At 66.5% G+C, this 16,087-nt stretch carries 8 protein-coding genes; 7 read left to right on the top strand and 1 reads right to left on the bottom strand.

The window, feature by feature from the left end:
- Positions 1-22 precede the first annotated feature (22 nt).
- Complete coding sequence (locus EV666_RS18790; protein WP_132006724.1) at positions 23-6,130, top strand: autotransporter outer membrane beta-barrel domain-containing protein; 6,108 nt, start codon at positions 23-25, stop codon at positions 6,128-6,130.
- Positions 6,131-6,192: 62 nt separating this feature from the next.
- Here the strand turns inward: EV666_RS18790 and EV666_RS18200 are convergent, their stop codons facing one another.
- Positions 6,193-6,366 carry a hypothetical protein gene (locus tag EV666_RS18200; RefSeq protein ID WP_165909959.1) on the bottom strand — a complete coding sequence of 58 codons (174 nt, stop codon included), beginning with the start codon at positions 6,364-6,366 and terminating at the stop codon, positions 6,193-6,195.
- A gap of 50 nt (positions 6,367-6,416) precedes the next feature.
- On the opposite strand from EV666_RS18200, the gene EV666_RS09620 reads away from it, so the two are divergent.
- The 6 genes from EV666_RS09620 (at position 6,417) to EV666_RS09595 (ending at position 15,888) form a co-directional block, all read left to right on the top strand.
- Entirely contained in the window at positions 6,417-7,928 is a 1,512-nt protein-coding gene (locus EV666_RS09620) for a protein adenylyltransferase SelO (protein ID WP_132006721.1), read from the top strand.
- Between the two features lie 218 nt (positions 7,929-8,146).
- On the top strand, positions 8,147-9,352 hold the full coding sequence (gene nhaA, locus EV666_RS09615) for a Na+/H+ antiporter NhaA (protein ID WP_132006718.1): 1,206 nt from the start codon (positions 8,147-8,149) through the stop codon (positions 9,350-9,352).
- A gap of 167 nt (positions 9,353-9,519) precedes the next feature.
- The gene (locus EV666_RS09610) at positions 9,520-10,281 is read left to right on the top strand and encodes a crotonase/enoyl-CoA hydratase family protein (RefSeq protein WP_132006715.1); all 762 of its coding nucleotides are present in this window, start codon (positions 9,520-9,522) and stop codon (positions 10,279-10,281) included.
- A 210-nt stretch (positions 10,282-10,491) separates the two neighbouring features.
- The gene (locus EV666_RS09605; protein WP_132006712.1) at positions 10,492-12,825 is read left to right on the top strand and encodes a sulfatase-like hydrolase/transferase; all 2,334 of its coding nucleotides are present in this window, start codon (positions 10,492-10,494) and stop codon (positions 12,823-12,825) included.
- Positions 12,826-13,168: 343 nt separating this feature from the next.
- Positions 13,169-14,227 (top strand): ligase-associated DNA damage response exonuclease, encoded by a 1,059-nt coding sequence (locus tag EV666_RS09600; protein ID WP_132006709.1) that lies wholly within the window; start codon positions 13,169-13,171, stop codon positions 14,225-14,227.
- Positions 14,224-15,888 (top strand): cisplatin damage response ATP-dependent DNA ligase, encoded by a 1,665-nt coding sequence (locus tag EV666_RS09595; RefSeq protein WP_132006706.1) that lies wholly within the window; start codon positions 14,224-14,226, stop codon positions 15,886-15,888. The genes EV666_RS09600 and EV666_RS09595 overlap by 4 nt, the downstream gene beginning before the upstream one ends.
- Positions 15,889-16,087 lie beyond the last annotated feature (199 nt).

Here is a 16,087-nt window from a genome sequence, read left to right as displayed (position 1 = left end):
GTTTGGGGTTGGGGGACTGATCGTGAAAAGGTATCCGGCGCGGCGCCGCTCCAGGGGAAGCGCGACGGTTCTGCTGCTCGGCGGAACCAGCATGGCGGCCTGCATGACCGCGGCGCCGGGCGCGGTCGCCAGCGACACACTGCCGTATATCATCAGGAACGGCGCCAACGGCCAGGATGGCGTTGCGCCGCCGTGGTACTGGCCCTGGGGGGCGTCGAAAGCGCCGACGTCGGGCAGCGCGGCAGAAAATCTGGTCTACGGCAACACCGTGCCCGTAGGCGCGTTCCGCGTGGACCGCCAGAGCGCGATCCTGCTTGGCTCGGTTGGCGGCAACGGCGGCGACGGCAAGTCTGTCGAACAGGAGCGGGGACCGCCATATCATCAGCCCGGCGGCCGAGGCGGAGACGGCGGCCGGGTCGCCTACACCCTGGACACCCCTTCAGGCGCCGGCGTCACGCGCATCCAGGGCTATCGCCCTGCCGATGCCGGCGGCTCACAGCCAGCGCCCATCGCCATTTTCCAGCTGTACTCGGTCGGCGGCGCCGGCGGTTATGGCATGACCAGCCCTGGCCAGGGGGGAGAAGGCGGCAGGGTGGAGCTGCGGCTGGGCGACGGCGCGCCAGCGGGCGCCGGGGCCCAGCTGGTTTTCACCACCGAAGGCGCGAATTTCGCCGGCGCGTGGGTCGTGTCGAAGGGCGGCAAGGGCGGCGATGGCGGAACCTCGTCAAAATGGAATAGCGGCGGCCAGGGCGGCGTCGTCGATGTGAAGATCGGGGCGTCCGTCAGCATGACGACAGCCGGCGCATCGTCCCCTGTCCTCGTGCTGCAATCACTCGGCGGCGCCGGCGGCTCGCATGACAGCCAGGGCGTGTGGCTGCCGCCGTCTGTCGGCGGCAAGGGCGGCCAGGCCATCCTGACCATGGCCGGCAGCCTGACCAGCGCGGGAGCGAACTCCGCCGGCGCCATCGTCCAGTCGATTGGCGGCGCCGGCGGGACAAACTCGGCGATTGTTGGCGGCGCCGGCGGCTCGCGCGGCGGCGATGGCGGGACCGCCGAGGCGCTGCTGTATGGAACCATCACGACAACCGGAGCTTACGCGCCCGGCGTCATCGTGCAGTCGGTCGGCGGCGTCGGCGGTTACGGGGGCGGCGGCATTTTCTCGGGCGGCTCGGGCGGCAACGCCGGCGACGGCGGAACCGCGAAGGTTGAAACAACGGGAGCCATCAGCACCACCGGGAAAAGCTCCTTCGGCGTCGTTGCGCAAAGCATTGGCGGCGGCAAGGCCGGCAACGCTTTCCAGAGCGGCCTTGTGAGCCCGGGCGGCGGCGGCGCCGGCGGCAGTCCGCTCTCGCCATTTTTCAGTTCGGGCGGTCAGGGCGGCACCGGCGGCGCCGGCGGATCGGTCTCCGTCACCAATCGTGGAACGATCACGACGACCGGGGACGATGCTTCCGGCATTCTGGCGCAGAGCATTGGCGGCGGCGGCGGGGCCGGCGGCGAAGCCAAGGCGTTCGGGATCGGCGGGGCGGTGGCCCTGGGCGGCGATGGCGGCAATGGCGCGCGCGGCGGCGCGGTCGAGGTCAACAATATCGCGCGCGACCTCACCAGCCCCAAAGGCTGGATCAGCACGTCAGGCGCTCATGCCGCGGGCATCATCGCTCAATCCGTTGGCGGCGGCGGCGGCAATGGCGGCGACGCGACCGCCGTCAGCATTGGTCCGCACATCTCCTATGCGCGGGCAGTGGGCGGCGTGGGGGGCAAGGGCGCCACCGGCGGCAGCGTCACCATTCTCAACGGGCTGAATGTCGTGACCGGCGGACTGCAGGCGCCTGGTCTGCTGGCGATGAGCATCGGCGGCGGCGGCGGCAATGGCGGCTCGGCGACAGCAAAGGCGACAGCGGTCGCCATCGATCCGCGAATCCCCGGTCTGACCATCACCAGCGGTGTCGGCGGGCAGGGAGGAGACGGCAACGCCGGCGGCGCCGTGAAGGTTACAAACACCGCCGCCGTCGTCACGTCCGGTTATGGGTCGGCCGGCGTCATGGCCATGAGCGTGGGCGGCGGCGGCGGCGCGGGCGGCGGCGTCATTCCGCTTCCCACGTTCAGCGTCGCCGGCCTGACCTCCTGGCTGGCCGGCCTCCGTTCCGGCTCAGTCGATTTCTCGTTCAATAACGCGACCGGCGGCAGGGGCGGCTCCGGCGGCAAGGGCGGATTGGTCGAGATCAACAACAGCGGCTCCATCACCACCTACGGTCAGGGAGCCTCCGGCGTCGTTGGCATGAGCGTCGGCGGCGGCGGCGGGGCCGGCGGCGCCGCCGTGCTGAACGCGGCGGCGAACCTCACGGTCAATGACTCGGTTGGCGGCAATGGCGGCTCGGGCAATCACGGCGGCCAGGTCAAGGTGACGAACGCCGCCGGCGCCGCCATCGCGACCACGGGCGCCGGCTCATACGCCATTCACGCCCTGTCGGTGGGCGGCGGCGGCGGCATTGGCGGCGCCGCCATGGCGACCTCCGGCGGCAATGAGGTTTATGACGCCTATGGCGCATCCCAGACCAAGGCGCAGCTTGTCAACGTGGCCAAGGCAGCGCTTCCGCAACTGAAGGAATGGGCGGCGCAGTACAAGAATTCCAACATCGTCGGCAAGGCTGGCGACGCGCTGGTCGGGTTCCTGGCAAAGAACTTTGGAACAACGGCGGAAAAACTTGCCAGCAACAAGGGGATTTACAGCAGGCTGAAGCCATCGGTTCCGCTGTCGCTGGCGTGGGAATCCGCCGTCGGCGGCAAGGGCGGGGCCAGCGGCGACGGCGGCGGAACGGCCGACGCGCCCACGGGCGTGTGGGCGAACGGAACACTGACCACTTCGGGCGCGGCGGCGACAGCCATCGTCGCGCAGTCCGTGGGCGGCGGCGGCGGCAAGGGGGGCGCCGCCGCCGCAGGCGCCGGCAAGATGTGGAGCAGCAAAACCGCCGTGGGCGGCGATGGCGGCGGCGGCGGAACAGGCGGCGTTGTCCGGGTTGAGCTCGGGGAGACCGCCAAAGTCAGCACTTATGGCAACGCCGCGTTCGGCGTGCTGGCGCAATCGATCGGCGGCGGCGGCGGCGTCACGACAACCGGACGGGATTTGCAGGCCGGCGAACTCGCGCTCGCCAGCGTTGAAACGCTCGGCGGCTCCAATGGCGCGGCGGGCAATGGCGGCAATGTCTCCGTCTCCCACGCCGGATCGATCGTCACCACCGGCGGTCAGGCGCACGGGATTGTCGCCCAGTCGGTGGGCGGCGGCGGCGGCGTCATCGCCGACGCCAGCTTCGACCAGCAGGGCCTGCTGGAAATCAGCAGGGCGCTGGGGGAACAGACAACAATCGACATGTTCGACGCGGCAGGCATCGATATTCGCGGCGATCTGGCAAAAGCCAAAACCATGAGCGCCCGCAACCTGAGAGGCGTGGAGCAGGTGCGTCTTGGCGCGGACGGCGCCTCGGGGACCGGCGGCGAGGTGAGCCTCGCCATCGGCGGATCGATCAGCACCTCCGGCGTCGGCGCCTTTGGCGTCATCGCCCAGTCGATCGGCGGCGGCGGCGGCCTGGTCGCCGATGGAGCCACGTCCCTTCCGGTCAATGGCGCGGTGCTCCTGGGCGGCGCTCATGGCGCGAAGGGCGATGGCGGCGACGTAAAGCTGCGTTTCGACAATGCGGCGCGCATCACTACTACCGGCGACCACGCCGTCGGCGTGCTGGCGCAGTCGATTGGCGGCGGCGGCGGCTTTGGCGGCGCCGGGCTGCTCACCGGCGCGGCGCAGGGACTGGCGTCGGGGCGCGGCGGCTCCATCGGCAATGGCGGCGCGGTCCTGATCAGCAATGCCGGCTCCGGCCTGACCATCGAGACCTCCGGCAGGGGCGCGCATGGCGTCATTGCCCAGTCTCTTGGAGGCGGGGGTGGCTATCTGGGTCGCGGCATCCAGGACGATCCGTCGGTGAAGGGCTTTTACGACGCCATGGTCTACACCGGCCGGCCCACGAACTGGGCTGAACAGTACGACGATCCGCCAGAAGCACAGCGGATGGCCTCTTTCCTGTGGCGCGAGATGGATGCGGAGCTGAAAAAGGCTAACGTCAAGAAGACAGAAGACGAACTGTTGAGGCAAAACGAGAACGAGCTGAAAGCCATGGCGGCGGCGCGGCTCAACGCCAGGGGGACCGGCGACCGGATCGCGATTGATTTGAGTGGCGCGACAATCCGCACCACCGGAGCCAATGCTATCGGGATTTTTGCCCAGAGTGGCTTCCAGGACGTCATGGGAATGCTCGACCCTTCGCGGCTGGGCGGCAACATCTCCATCAATTTCGCTGGAAAAATCGAAGGCGGCTCCGGCGAAGGCGCGGCGATCGCCATTGACGGCGGCCGCGTCAACGCCATCACCATCAATGCCGGCTCGACGGTCAGCGCCGCCTCTGGCAAGGCGATCCTTGCGTCGTTTGGCTCGGACCACGTCGCCAACCACGGCAAACTCATCGGCGATGTGAACCTCAGCGTTCGCGGCGCCCGCAAGGACGAGGTCAACTCCTTCGACAACCACGGAACCTACCAGACCGCCGGCAGCGGCCTGATCAATCTCTCCAATCCGGCGGCGACGGGCCGCAGCGTTTTCACCAACTATGGTGTTCTCGATGTGGGCGGCGTCGGCAGGATCGCGACGGCCGAGGTTCGCAATGGCGACGCGGAACTGCGGGGAACGCTGCTGGCGGACGTCAACGGCGTGGCCGCCGCCGGAACCCAAGCGAACGACATTCTGAAGACAACAGACCTGAGGGTCCGGAGCGTGGCGGTAAAGCCTCACGCCATTGAAGGTCTGCTGCCGTCGAACAGTTTCCGGGTCGTGGAGGCGACTTCTGTCACGGTCGATTCAGATTGGCCGGTCGGGCCGCGCAACGCGGTTTCGGGCGCGAGCGAGGCCAGCCCGATCTCCTGGAATGTTTCGACAACCGGCAGCGGCATTACCATTGCCCCGGGCGCCGCGGACTTCGCCGGCAAGGCGCCAGGCAATGTGACCGCGACAGAACAGGCGTTCCTCGGCAGTTTGCAATCTGCCTGGGAGACGGGCGCGCGCGGCATGGCGGGCACGTTCGCCGACATGGCCAACGTCGCGACGGCCAGCGAATACGACCGGATGATCAACAGCATGACGCTGTCGGAAGGCCTTGGCCAGCCGGCGGCGGGCCAGACGATGGCGAGTTCGAAGGCGCATGGCTACGCCATGAGCTGCCCCGCCTATGTGGGCGGCGGCGTCATGATCCGCGAGGGAAGCTGCGTCTGGGGTCAGGTGATCGGCTCGCGCACCGTGGCCACCGCCGGCCGTGATACGGACGGCTTCAGCCAGACGGGGACGAGCTACCGCCTCGGCGGCCAGTGGGAGGTGTCTCCTGGATGGTTCGTCGGCGCGACCGCCGGCTACAACGCCAGTCAGCTGACGACCAAAGACCGCAACAGCCGCATCGAGGGCGACAGCGGCGACATCGCCATCGCGGTGAAGCGCCAGCTCGGCCCGTGGCTGTTCGCCGGCGCGGTCAGCTTTGGCTATGGCAGCTATGATTCCGTCAGCCTCTTCCAGATGGGCGACAGCACCTGGCAGGCGCTCAACACGTCCAATGTCTGGACGGCGGGCCTGCGGCTGCGCGGCGCCTATGAGTTCGCCTTTTCCAACTGGTATGTGCGCCCGTTCGCCGACCTTGATCTGGTGCAGACCCTGATGCCGGGCTACCGGCTTTCCGGCGACGGGGCGGTGCTGGACGCCCAGGGCATGCGGTCGTGGACCGCCGCCTTCAAGCCAGGCGTCGAGCTTGGCGCCAGGATTGATCTGGACGAGACCAGCTGGCTGCGCCCCTACGCCAGCGTGGGAATGACGCTGAACGGCGGCAGCGGCCTGCGCCAGCGGGTGTCCTTCAGCGAGGACGGCGCGCCCGGCGTCACGTTCACGTCGCGCTCGGAAATCCCCGATCGCCTGCTCGACCTGGCGGCCGGCGTCCAAGTCCTTGCCCACGGCGTCTATGAACTGCGCGGCGAATACAAGGCCCAGCTGGGCAAGGATTTCGTCAATCAGGAGTTCAGCCTCAAGGCCGCGATGCGCTTCTGAAACCATCCAGCCGTCCCCGGGGCGCCAGCGGCGCCCCGGGGATGGCGAACCGCGCTGCGAGATCAGAATAACAACGGAGCAAACAACAAACCCGCGCCCACCCGCCTGCGCCCACCTCCCCCGCCGCTGCCGCTGCCGCCGCGTATTTCCCGCATAAAACGCCATTGCCCGACCGGTTTTTCTGGCCGCGTCGCTTCCTCGCCCATAATGTCGCGTAAATGGAGTGTTGCGCGCATGGCGGGATCCCGGGGCTGGTTTCCCGGGACGCCGGGCGCTGGAGTTTCTGATGACTGACGCCGCCGCCGGCTCCGCCGGCCCGATTTCCGGTCGCACGCCCGGCGATCACCTCGCCTGGAAGCTTGACAATACGTACCAGCGGTTGCCGGAAGCCTTCTGGACCGCCGTCGCGCCCACCCCCGTGCAGGCGCCCAGAATGGTCATGTTCAACCGGCCGCTGGCGACCCGCCTCGGCCTGCTGGCGGACGGCGCCGATGCCAATGCGGACGCGCTGGCGCAGGTTTTTTCCGGCAATGCCCTCCCCGATGGCGCGGCCGCCATCGCCCAGGCCTACGCCGGGCACCAGTTCGGCAATTTCACCATGCTGGGCGATGGCCGCGCCGTGCTGATCGGCGAGCAGATCACCCCCGACGGGCGCCGGTTCGACCTGCAATTCAAGGGCTCCGGGCCGACGCCGTTTTCACGCCAGGGCGACGGCCGCGCCGCGCTTGGCCCGATGCTGCGCGAGTACGTCATCAGCGAAGCCATGCACGCGCTGGGCGTTCCCACAACGCGCAGCCTTGCGGTCGTCGCGACCGGGGAAGGGGTTTTTCGCGAGGAGCCGCTGCCCGGCGCGGTGCTCACCCGCGTCGCCGCCAGCCATCTGCGCTTTGGCACGTTTCAGTACGCCGCCGCGCTTGGCCAGCCGGAGTTGCTCCAGTCGCTGGTGGACTACGCCATCGACCGGCATGACCCGGACCTGAAGGCCTCCCCTGCCCCTGCGCTCGGCCTGCTGCGCCGGGTGGTGGAGCGGCATGTGGACCTGGTGCTGAACTGGATCCGCATTGGTTTCGTCCATGGCGTCATGAACACCGACAACATGGCGATTTCTGGCGAAACCATCGATTACGGCCCCTGCGCCTTTATCGACGCCTTCAATCCCGCAGCAGTGTTCAGCTCCATTGACCAGGGCGGTCGCTATGCCTTTGGCGCCCAGCCAGGCGTCGCCCAGTGGAACCTGGCGCGGCTGGCGGAGGCGCTGCTGCCGCTGCTGGCCCCGGACAGGGACGCCGCCATCAGGCTGGCGGAAGAGCAGCTCAATCGCTTCCGCGACCTCTACCAGGTCCGCTGGCAGGCAATGATGCGGCGCAAGCTCGGCCTGGCCGCCATTGACGGGGAGGAGGAAAGCGACGCCGCGCTGATGGGCGACCTGCTGCAATGGATGCGCGCCGCCGGCGCCGATTACACCAACACGTTCCGGGCGCTTTCGGATCACGACGCCCCCCGGCCCGGGCAGTTCGCCGACACGGCTTTCACGGAATGGCGGGCGCGCTGGCAAGCGCGGCGCGACCGGAACCCGATCGCCCTGGCGGAAGCGGAGGCGATGATGCAGGCGGCGAATCCGGCCGTCATTCCCCGCAATCATGTGGTCGAGAACGCTCTGACCGCCGCGACCGGCGGCGATCTGGCGCCGTTGCAGGTGCTGCTCGGCGCCCTGGCGCATCCCTATGAACCTTTCCGGGGCGACCCGGCCTGCTTGCAGTCGGGACCAGCCGGTTTCAAAACATTTTGCGGGACCTGAGACGGACCCGGCGGCGCGCCTCCTGGGCCCGGTGAAAAGGCGGGCTGGAACATCCCTGTTCAGGCGGCGCAAAATTGCTGCCTCTGAAAAACGCCCGAAATCGGCTTTTTCGGGTCAGTTGACATCACATAACGGCGCGCATGTCGTGTTGCGGCCGGCTCCATCGCATCCCGTTCCGTGAAAAATCGCTGACGGGGTGCGCCACCAAGAGGAAGGTAATGGCAGGCAGGCTCCGTATCCGCCCGTTCTCAATGTTCCGGGCGTTTCTCGACAATCAGGCGTCCGGCGGCATCGTGCTCATGTTCGCCGCCGCCGCCGCGCTGGTTGTCGCCAACTCGCCCCTGTCTGCCAGCTACTTCGGCGCGCTTGCAACGCACCTCGGCCCCCTGAGCGTGGCGCACTGGATCAACGACGCGTTGATGGCCGTGTTCTTCCTGTTCGTCGGGCTGGAGATCAAGCGCGAGATGCTCGACGGGCAGCTCGCCACCTGGCCGCGGCGGATCCTGCCCGGGGTGGCGGCGCTGGGCGGCATGATCGTTCCCGCGCTGATCTATGCGGCGCTGAACCATAACAATCCGGCGACCATGCGCGGCTGGGCCATTCCGACGGCCACGGACATCGCCTTCGCGCTTGGCGTGCTGTCCCTGCTTGGCAACCGGGTCCCCGCGGCGCTGAAGGTATTTCTCACGGCCCTGGCGATCATTGATGACCTTGGCGCGGTGATCATTATCGCCCTGTTCTATACGGCGCAGATGTCCCTGCCGGCGCTTGGCGGCGCGGCGCTCACCCTGGCGGCGCTCGTGCTGCTGAACCGCCGCGGCGTGCTCATCCTGTGGCCTTACCTGCTGCTGGGCGTCGTGCTGTGGATTTTCGTTCTGAAATCCGGCGTGCACGCCACGATCGCCGGCGTGCTGCTGGCCCTGACCATTCCATTGCGCCGTTCGCCCGGCCTGCGCGGCGACCTGCCCGCCTCGCCCCTGCACCGGCTGGAACACGCCCTGCATTACGTCACGCCCTTCGTCATCATCCCGGTGTTTGGCTTTGCCAACGCCGGCGTGTCGCTGGCCGGCATGACCCTCAGGAACCTGTGGGATCCGTTGACCCTGGGCGTCGCCAGCGGCCTGCTGGTTGGCAAGCTGGCCGGGGTTTTCGGCTTCGCGTGGGCGACCATCCGGCTGGGGTTTGTGGAGATGCCGGCCAATTCACGCTGGAGTCACCTGTTTGGCGTGGCCCTGCTCTGCGGCGTTGGCTTCACCATGAGCCTGTTTATCGGCCTGCTGGCTTTTGAAGGTCATCCTGATCTTCAGAATGAAGTGAAGCTTGGCATCATCGTCGGCTCGGTGCTCGCGGCGCTGGCCGGGGCGCTGGCGCTGCGGCTGTCGCCCATGCCGGCGCCGCAACTGGCGGAGGCACAATCAGCCTGACGCCTGGCGGCGGTTCAACGGCCCGTGGGCGCTTCCCGCGCCAACGGGATGCGCGGCGCAGCACATCAGGGTTGATATGCGCCGCCGCCTCTGGCGAGGCCCCCAGGCAATCTGATAGGGAACCTGTATCGTCACGCCGCCCCGGGGCGGCCATGGGAGGATAATGAATGAGCGCTGTTGAATTCACGGTTGATGGCAACGTCGCCATCATCACCATCAATCGCCCGGAGGCGAAGAACGCCGTCAACGCCGAAGTGGCGAAGGGCGTCGCCGCCGCTGTCGACGAGATCAACAGCCGCGACGACATCCGTCTCGCCATTCTCACCGGCGCCGGCGGCACGTTCTGCGCCGGCATGGACCTGAAAGCCTTCGTGCAGGGCGAGGTCGTCTCGATCGAAGGGCGGGGTTTCGCGGGCCTGACCGAGGCGCCGCCGCGCAAGCCGCTGATCGCCGCCGTTGAAGGCTATGCCCTCGCCGGCGGTTGCGAACTCGCCCTCTCCTGCGATCTGATCGTCGCCACCGAAGGGTCGAAGTTCGGCGTGCCGGAAGTGAAGCGCGGTCTCGTCGCCGCCGCCGGCGGCCTGATGCGCCTGCCGCGCCAGATTCCCTATCGCATCGCCATGGAGCTGGCCCTCACCGGCGACATGGTGCCGGCCGCGACCCTGCAGGGCTATGGCCTGATCAACCGCGTCGTGCCGAACGGCCAGGCGCTGGAGGAAGCGCTAAAGCTGGCCCGCGTCATCGCCGAAAACGGCCCGCTCGCCGTCGCCGTGTCGCGCCAGATCATCAACGACCAGCAGGAATGGTCCGCCTCAGAGATGTGGGAAAAGCAGAAAGCCTACATCGCCCCGGTGTTCACCTCAAAGGACGCGCGCGAAGGCGCCATAGCCTTCGCCGAAAAGCGCAAGCCGGTGTGGACGGGCAAGTAACTCCCATACCGGAGAGCGATTGGCCTGACGGCCAGTTCCAACGATCTCCCCACCAGACCGCGCCCCGCCGGATGCCGATCCGGCGGGGCTTTTTGTGTCAAAAATGCGACATTCCGCCAGCATTACACAAAACCGTCACATTTCGTTTTTGGGGCGTTCGGCGCACAGGGTAGAACTATTCCAGACTGAATAACGTCTTCAGGTAGGGATATGCGGCCTCTTTTGTTCCTGCTGCTGGTTCTGAACATCACGCTGGTCATTTTCTTCGCCGCTGCGAACCATTTTACCGGCGTGGGGATCGACTCGTCGGTATTTTACCAGTTGTCGGTTGGCGTCACCGGATTGAGCTGGCGCATTCTCGCCCCGGCCGTCATTTTTGCCGTTGGCTACGTCTGCCTTCTTGTCGTTCTGCTGGCAGCGACATCAAAGCTGGCGTTCTTCCGCAAGTTCCGCGGCGCCAGGGGCTGGTTGGCTATTCTCGCGCTTGGCGCTTGCCTGCTCGCCAATCCGGCGCTCTGGCAAACCTACGCGGCTGTCTCTCCGTTGCTGAGCCATGACAGCAGCGGCATCGCCATCCTGCCTGACGGGCGTACGCTGGATTTCAACCAACTCCACGCGAATACCACCAGTCTCGAAGCGCCCGGGAAACGCAAGAATTTTATCTATATCTATGCAGAAGGGCTGGACCGCACCTTTTTTGACCATCCAGCCTACGCCCAAACCCTGCCGCGCCTGAGGAAGCTCCAGACCTCCGCGATCAACTTCACCAATATCATGTCGCCGTGGGGCGCTGGCTGGACCATCGCCGGAATTGTTGGGTCCCAGTGCGGCATTCCCCTTGTCGCCTCTCCCATGGCTGGAAACGATTTTGGAAATTTTGGCGCGTTCCTGCCAGAGGCGACCTGCATCACCGATCAGCTCAAAAAGAACGGTTATGATCTGACTTTCATCCAGGGCGCGCCCCTGTCATTCGCCGGCAAGGGCGCGTACCTCAAATCACACGGGTTCAGCCATACTTTTGGCCTGGATGAGTTGGCCGGCCCCGACGAGCCGCTCTCCTCCTGGGGGCGCCATGACGCCGCGACCTTCAAGTCCGCGCTCGCACGCTATCGGGAATTGCGGCAATCGGAGACGCCATTCGGGCTTGTCGTCCTGACCGTCGATACGCATCCGCCCTCCGGCCATCCTGGCCCCGGGTGCAAGGATGCGTCTGGGGGCGGCGGCATGCTGGCGGCTTTGTCCTGCTCCGATGCGTTGATTGCGGACTTTATCGAAACCGTCCTGCGCGAAGATGAGGCTGACGAAACCGTGATTATTCTCGGTTCCGACCATCCGATGATGCGCAATACGCTCACCGAATACGCCTATACCACGGATCGGCGCAACGCGTTCATGATCTGGAACGCGCACGAACGCGCGGGCCCGGCCCGCGACATCAACCGGGCGGGAACCGTGCTGGATATCGGCGCCACGGTCGCAACGGCACTGGGATTTTCTTCATCACGCCAGGGCCTCGGCGTCGATCTTTTCGGTCAATCCCCGACGCTGCTTGAAACGGCTGGCGATATCGACAGCCTGAACGCGGCGCTGCCGCAATGGGCGCCGTCCCTGATGGCGTTCTGGCACGATTCCACCCCGTGGCGGGGCTTCCAGTTTGACCGGGAGAACCAGCGGATCCGGTTTGGCGCCCAAAGCGCAAATCTGCCCCTGACCATCGTGCGCGACAAAAAAAACGACGCCATCGAAACGGTGTTCGGCACAGCCGCCATCGCCGCCGCATCTGCGCTCAACCCCACCAAATCCTTTTTGATTGCGGGAAGTTGCTCCGTCATCAACGCCGACATATTTGGCGCTGATCTGGCCCCCCGCGATGATTGCTATGTCTATTATGACAGCGGTAAACTCTACAGCGCGCCTTTGCCGACCGGCGCCGTGCTGGCGCCCGCTGATCTGATGGCGCGCGGACGGCTCCCCCAATCGTTCCAGAAGGCGGGCCTAAAGCGGCTTGGATTTTACGCCGCGCATGGAACGTTTCCGGAAATGTTCCATAGTGTAACCGCTTCAGGAAAAACGCCTGCCCGCATCAAAATTGTCTCCGCCGGTTTTGAAGGGGGAGCGATATCTTACGTCAGGGTTGATGGGCAGGAGCCTGTTGAACTTGCGGAACGGGGCCTCAATTTCCTGCACGTCGACCGTGATGGAACACTCCATGTTCTCGGTTCCGTTGACACCTGCGAGGGGCAAAGCGCCCAGCCATTGTTGCAGAACCTGGAGGCCCGACCGCAACTGGGCGACGACGCCGTCCTCATCGTTGGCTTTGACAGCGTGAGATGTGAGGCTCCCCTCGGCGACCTGAAATTTCGTGGCCATAGCCTGACCCAACTCAGGGATATTGCCCTGCGCGAACCTTACATCGCCAGTATTGATCAGAACGGCGCCCGGGAGTTCCGCGGCGTCCGGCGATATCCGCTTGTGGTTGACTGGCGCGCCGGCTTGCCCGCCAAGGCGGACGCCCCAACGAAACAGCCCCAGGACCGGGGGTGATTTGCGGCGGTTGTTTTACGCTCGCCCCACAGGTTCCCGTCGACGCCGCTTCTTATCAAAGGCAAGCCCGTCGGCGTCGCCACGCCGCGATCTGGCTCTAAGCGGTCCCCGGGATAACTTGGACCTGGGAACCTGACCGCCATGACGCCGGTTGACACTCCAAACCGGCGGTGGAGAGGACCAGGGCATGGCGCGACGCCCGGATTTGCCTGAACAAGGGTTACAAGGCGAGGGCCCGACGGGGAACGAAATCCGCAAGTCCTGGGCGCCGGGCGAGCCCCCACAGCATGACGTTCCGGACCCGGCGCCTGCCGGGCCCCTGGGGCGGACGGCGGACCTGCTGATGCTTACGCCACAGGGGCTGTATTGTCCGGCGGGCGGCTTCCATATTGATCCGTTGCGGCCCGTGGAGCGGGCGTTGGTTACCCATGGGCATGCGGATCATGCCCGGGCCGGCCATGGGCATGTGCTGGCGACAGCGGAAACGCTGGCCATCATGGCGGCGCGTTACGGTGAAAACTTTGCCGGGTCCTCGCAGGCAGCGGCGCCGGGCGTTTCGCTAGCCATTGGCCATACGACAGTCAGCTTTTTTCCCGCTGGCCATGTGCTCGGCTCGGCCCAGATCCTGATCGAGGCGCGCGACGCCGCCGGCCGGCTGACGCGGCTTGTCGCGTCAGGCGATTACAAACGGGAAGCAGATCCCACCTGCGCCGCATTCGAGCTGGTTCCCTGCGATATCTTCATTACTGAGGCCACCTTCGCCCTGCCCATTTTCCGGCATCCGCCAGCGGGCGCTGAAATCGCGCGTCTGCTCCAGTCACTGCATCTGTTTCCCGAACGCACCCATCTGGTTGGCGCCTACGCGCTGGGAAAAGCCCAACGCCTGATCGCCCTGCTGCGCGCGGCGGGCTATGACGCCCCGATTTACATGCACGGCGCCATTGAGAAAATAACCGCTTTATATCAAAGATTTGGCATCAATCTTGGCGATGTGCGCCCTGTGCCTGCGCGCGACGGGCGTGGCGGCGGGGACCTCCCAGGCGCCATTGTCCTGTGCCCGCCCGGCGCCTTGCAGGACCGCTGGAGCCGGCGTTTCGCCGATCCAGCGCACGCCCTGGCCTCCGGCTGGATGCGCACCCGGGCGCGGGCCAGACAGCGCGGCGTCGAGCTGCCGCTGGTGATTTCCGATCATGCCGACTGGCCGGACCTGTGCCGCACCGTGGTCGAAACCGGCGCGGAGGAAATTCGCATCACTCACGGCCAGGAGGACGCCCTCGCCCACTGGTGCGCCACACGCGGCCTCACCGCCCTGCCCCTGCATCTGTTGGGATATGGTGATGACGATGCGGCTGCCGTGGAGGAAACCGCGCCCGGCGCCGCCACGGGCGGAGCGGCGTCATGAAGCGCTTCGCCGGTCTCATCGACCGCCTGTCGTTCGAGCGCGGGCGCAACGCCCGCCTGCGGATCTTGCGCGACTATTTCGCCACGACGCCGGACCCGGACCGCGGCTATGCGCTGGCGGCGCTGACCGGCGGCCTGTCGTTCGCCAGCGCCAAACCTTCCCTGATCCGGCAACTCATCAGCGAGCGCACCGATCCTGTGCTGTTCTCCATGTCTTACGACTACGTGGGCGATCTGTCCGAAACGGCGGCGCTGCTCTGGCCGGACGCCGGGGAGCAGGTCGGCGATGATCTTTCCCTTGGCGCCGTCGTCGAAACCATGGCCGCGGCGCTGCGCCCGCAGATGGCTGATTTGCTGGCCAGCTGGCTGGACGCACTGGACGAAACCGGTCGCTGGGCCCTGCTGAAGCTGGTCACCGGCAACTTCCGTATCGGCATTTCAGCCCGGCTGGCCCACATGGCCCTGGCGCAATACGCCAATCGCGACGTGAACGAGATCGAGGCGGTCTGGCATGGGCTGACGCCGCCCTATCTGACCCTGTTTGCCTGGCTGGAGGGGCGCGGTCCGCGTCCAGGGCCACAGGAAATCGCCCCGTTTCGCGCGCCCATGCTGGCCCAGCCCATCAATGAAACGGAATTGCGCCAGCTGCATCCGCCAGATTTCGTCGCTGAATGGAAATGGGACGGCATCCGGGTGCAGGCGGCGGCGGGAACGGACGGTGACGGCGCGCCCATCGCCCGGCTGTGGTCGCGCAACGGCGAGGACATTTCCGCCGCCTTTCCCGATCTCATCGCCGAACTGGCCGGCAAAGCCCATTTTGACGGCTCCATCGACGGCGAGCTGCTGGTGGTGCACGCGGGCGTCGTGCAGAGCTTCAACGTTTTGCAACAACGGCTGAACCGCAAGAGCGCCACGTCAAAACTCCAGCTGCAATATCCGGCGCATATCCGCGCCTGGGACGTGCTGGCGCTGAACGGCGACGATCTCACCGCCCTGCCCTGGACCGAACGGCGCGCCCGGCTCGAAACGCTGGTTTCGCGCCTCGATTCATCCCGCATCAGCCTCTCGCCGCTGGTGGCGTTCGCCAGTTGGGATGAACTGGCCGCTGCCCGGGCGGCGCCAGCCGCCACCGATCTCGGCCCTGACGCTGCGGCAGTGGAGGGCTGCATGCTGAAACGTCGCGACAGCCCTTACGTCAGCGGCCGTCCCAGGGGCCCATGGTTCAAATGGAAACGCGACCCGCACCTGATCGATGCGGTGTTGATGTACGCCCAGCGCGGGCATGGAAAACGCTCATCCTTCCATTCAGACTTCACTTTCGGTGTCTGGCGGACCGGCGACGACGGCGCGCGTCTGCTCACGCCGGTGGGCAAGGCATATTTTGGCTTTACCGATGAGGAGCTTGGCCAGCTCGATCGCTTCGTACGCGCCAATACCATCAACCGGTTCGGGCCGGTGCGGGAGGTGACCCATACGGCGGATCAGGGTCTGGTGCTGGAAATTGCCTTTGAGGGCCTGCGCCGCTCGCCGCGCCACAAATCCGGCGTCGCCATGCGTTTTCCCCGCATCCATCGCATCCGCTGGGACAAACCGCCCGGAGAGGCGGACGAACTGACGACGCTGGAGAGGTTGCTGGAGCCGGACGGTCCATCCACCACGTGACCACGTGACCACGCTGGCGCCGGCGCAACGCGCATCCGGCGGCAACCGAAACGCCGTCATCACATGGGACGCGGCGAAGCATTGCCGGCAACAGAAGTCGCCGGCGCCACATGGCGTGATCCCGACCCATGACGGCGCAGGGCCGCTCCGGGGACCGGATAATCAGCAGTAGAAACAGGGTGACGACAGAACGGCTGCG

This window comes from Camelimonas lactis, assembly GCF_004342915.1.
In the GTDB taxonomy this organism is placed as follows: domain Bacteria; phylum Pseudomonadota; class Alphaproteobacteria; order Rhizobiales; family Beijerinckiaceae; genus Camelimonas; species Camelimonas lactis.
The sequence above is the reverse complement of the archived record's forward strand: the minus strand, read 5'-3'. Positions and strand labels throughout refer to the sequence as shown.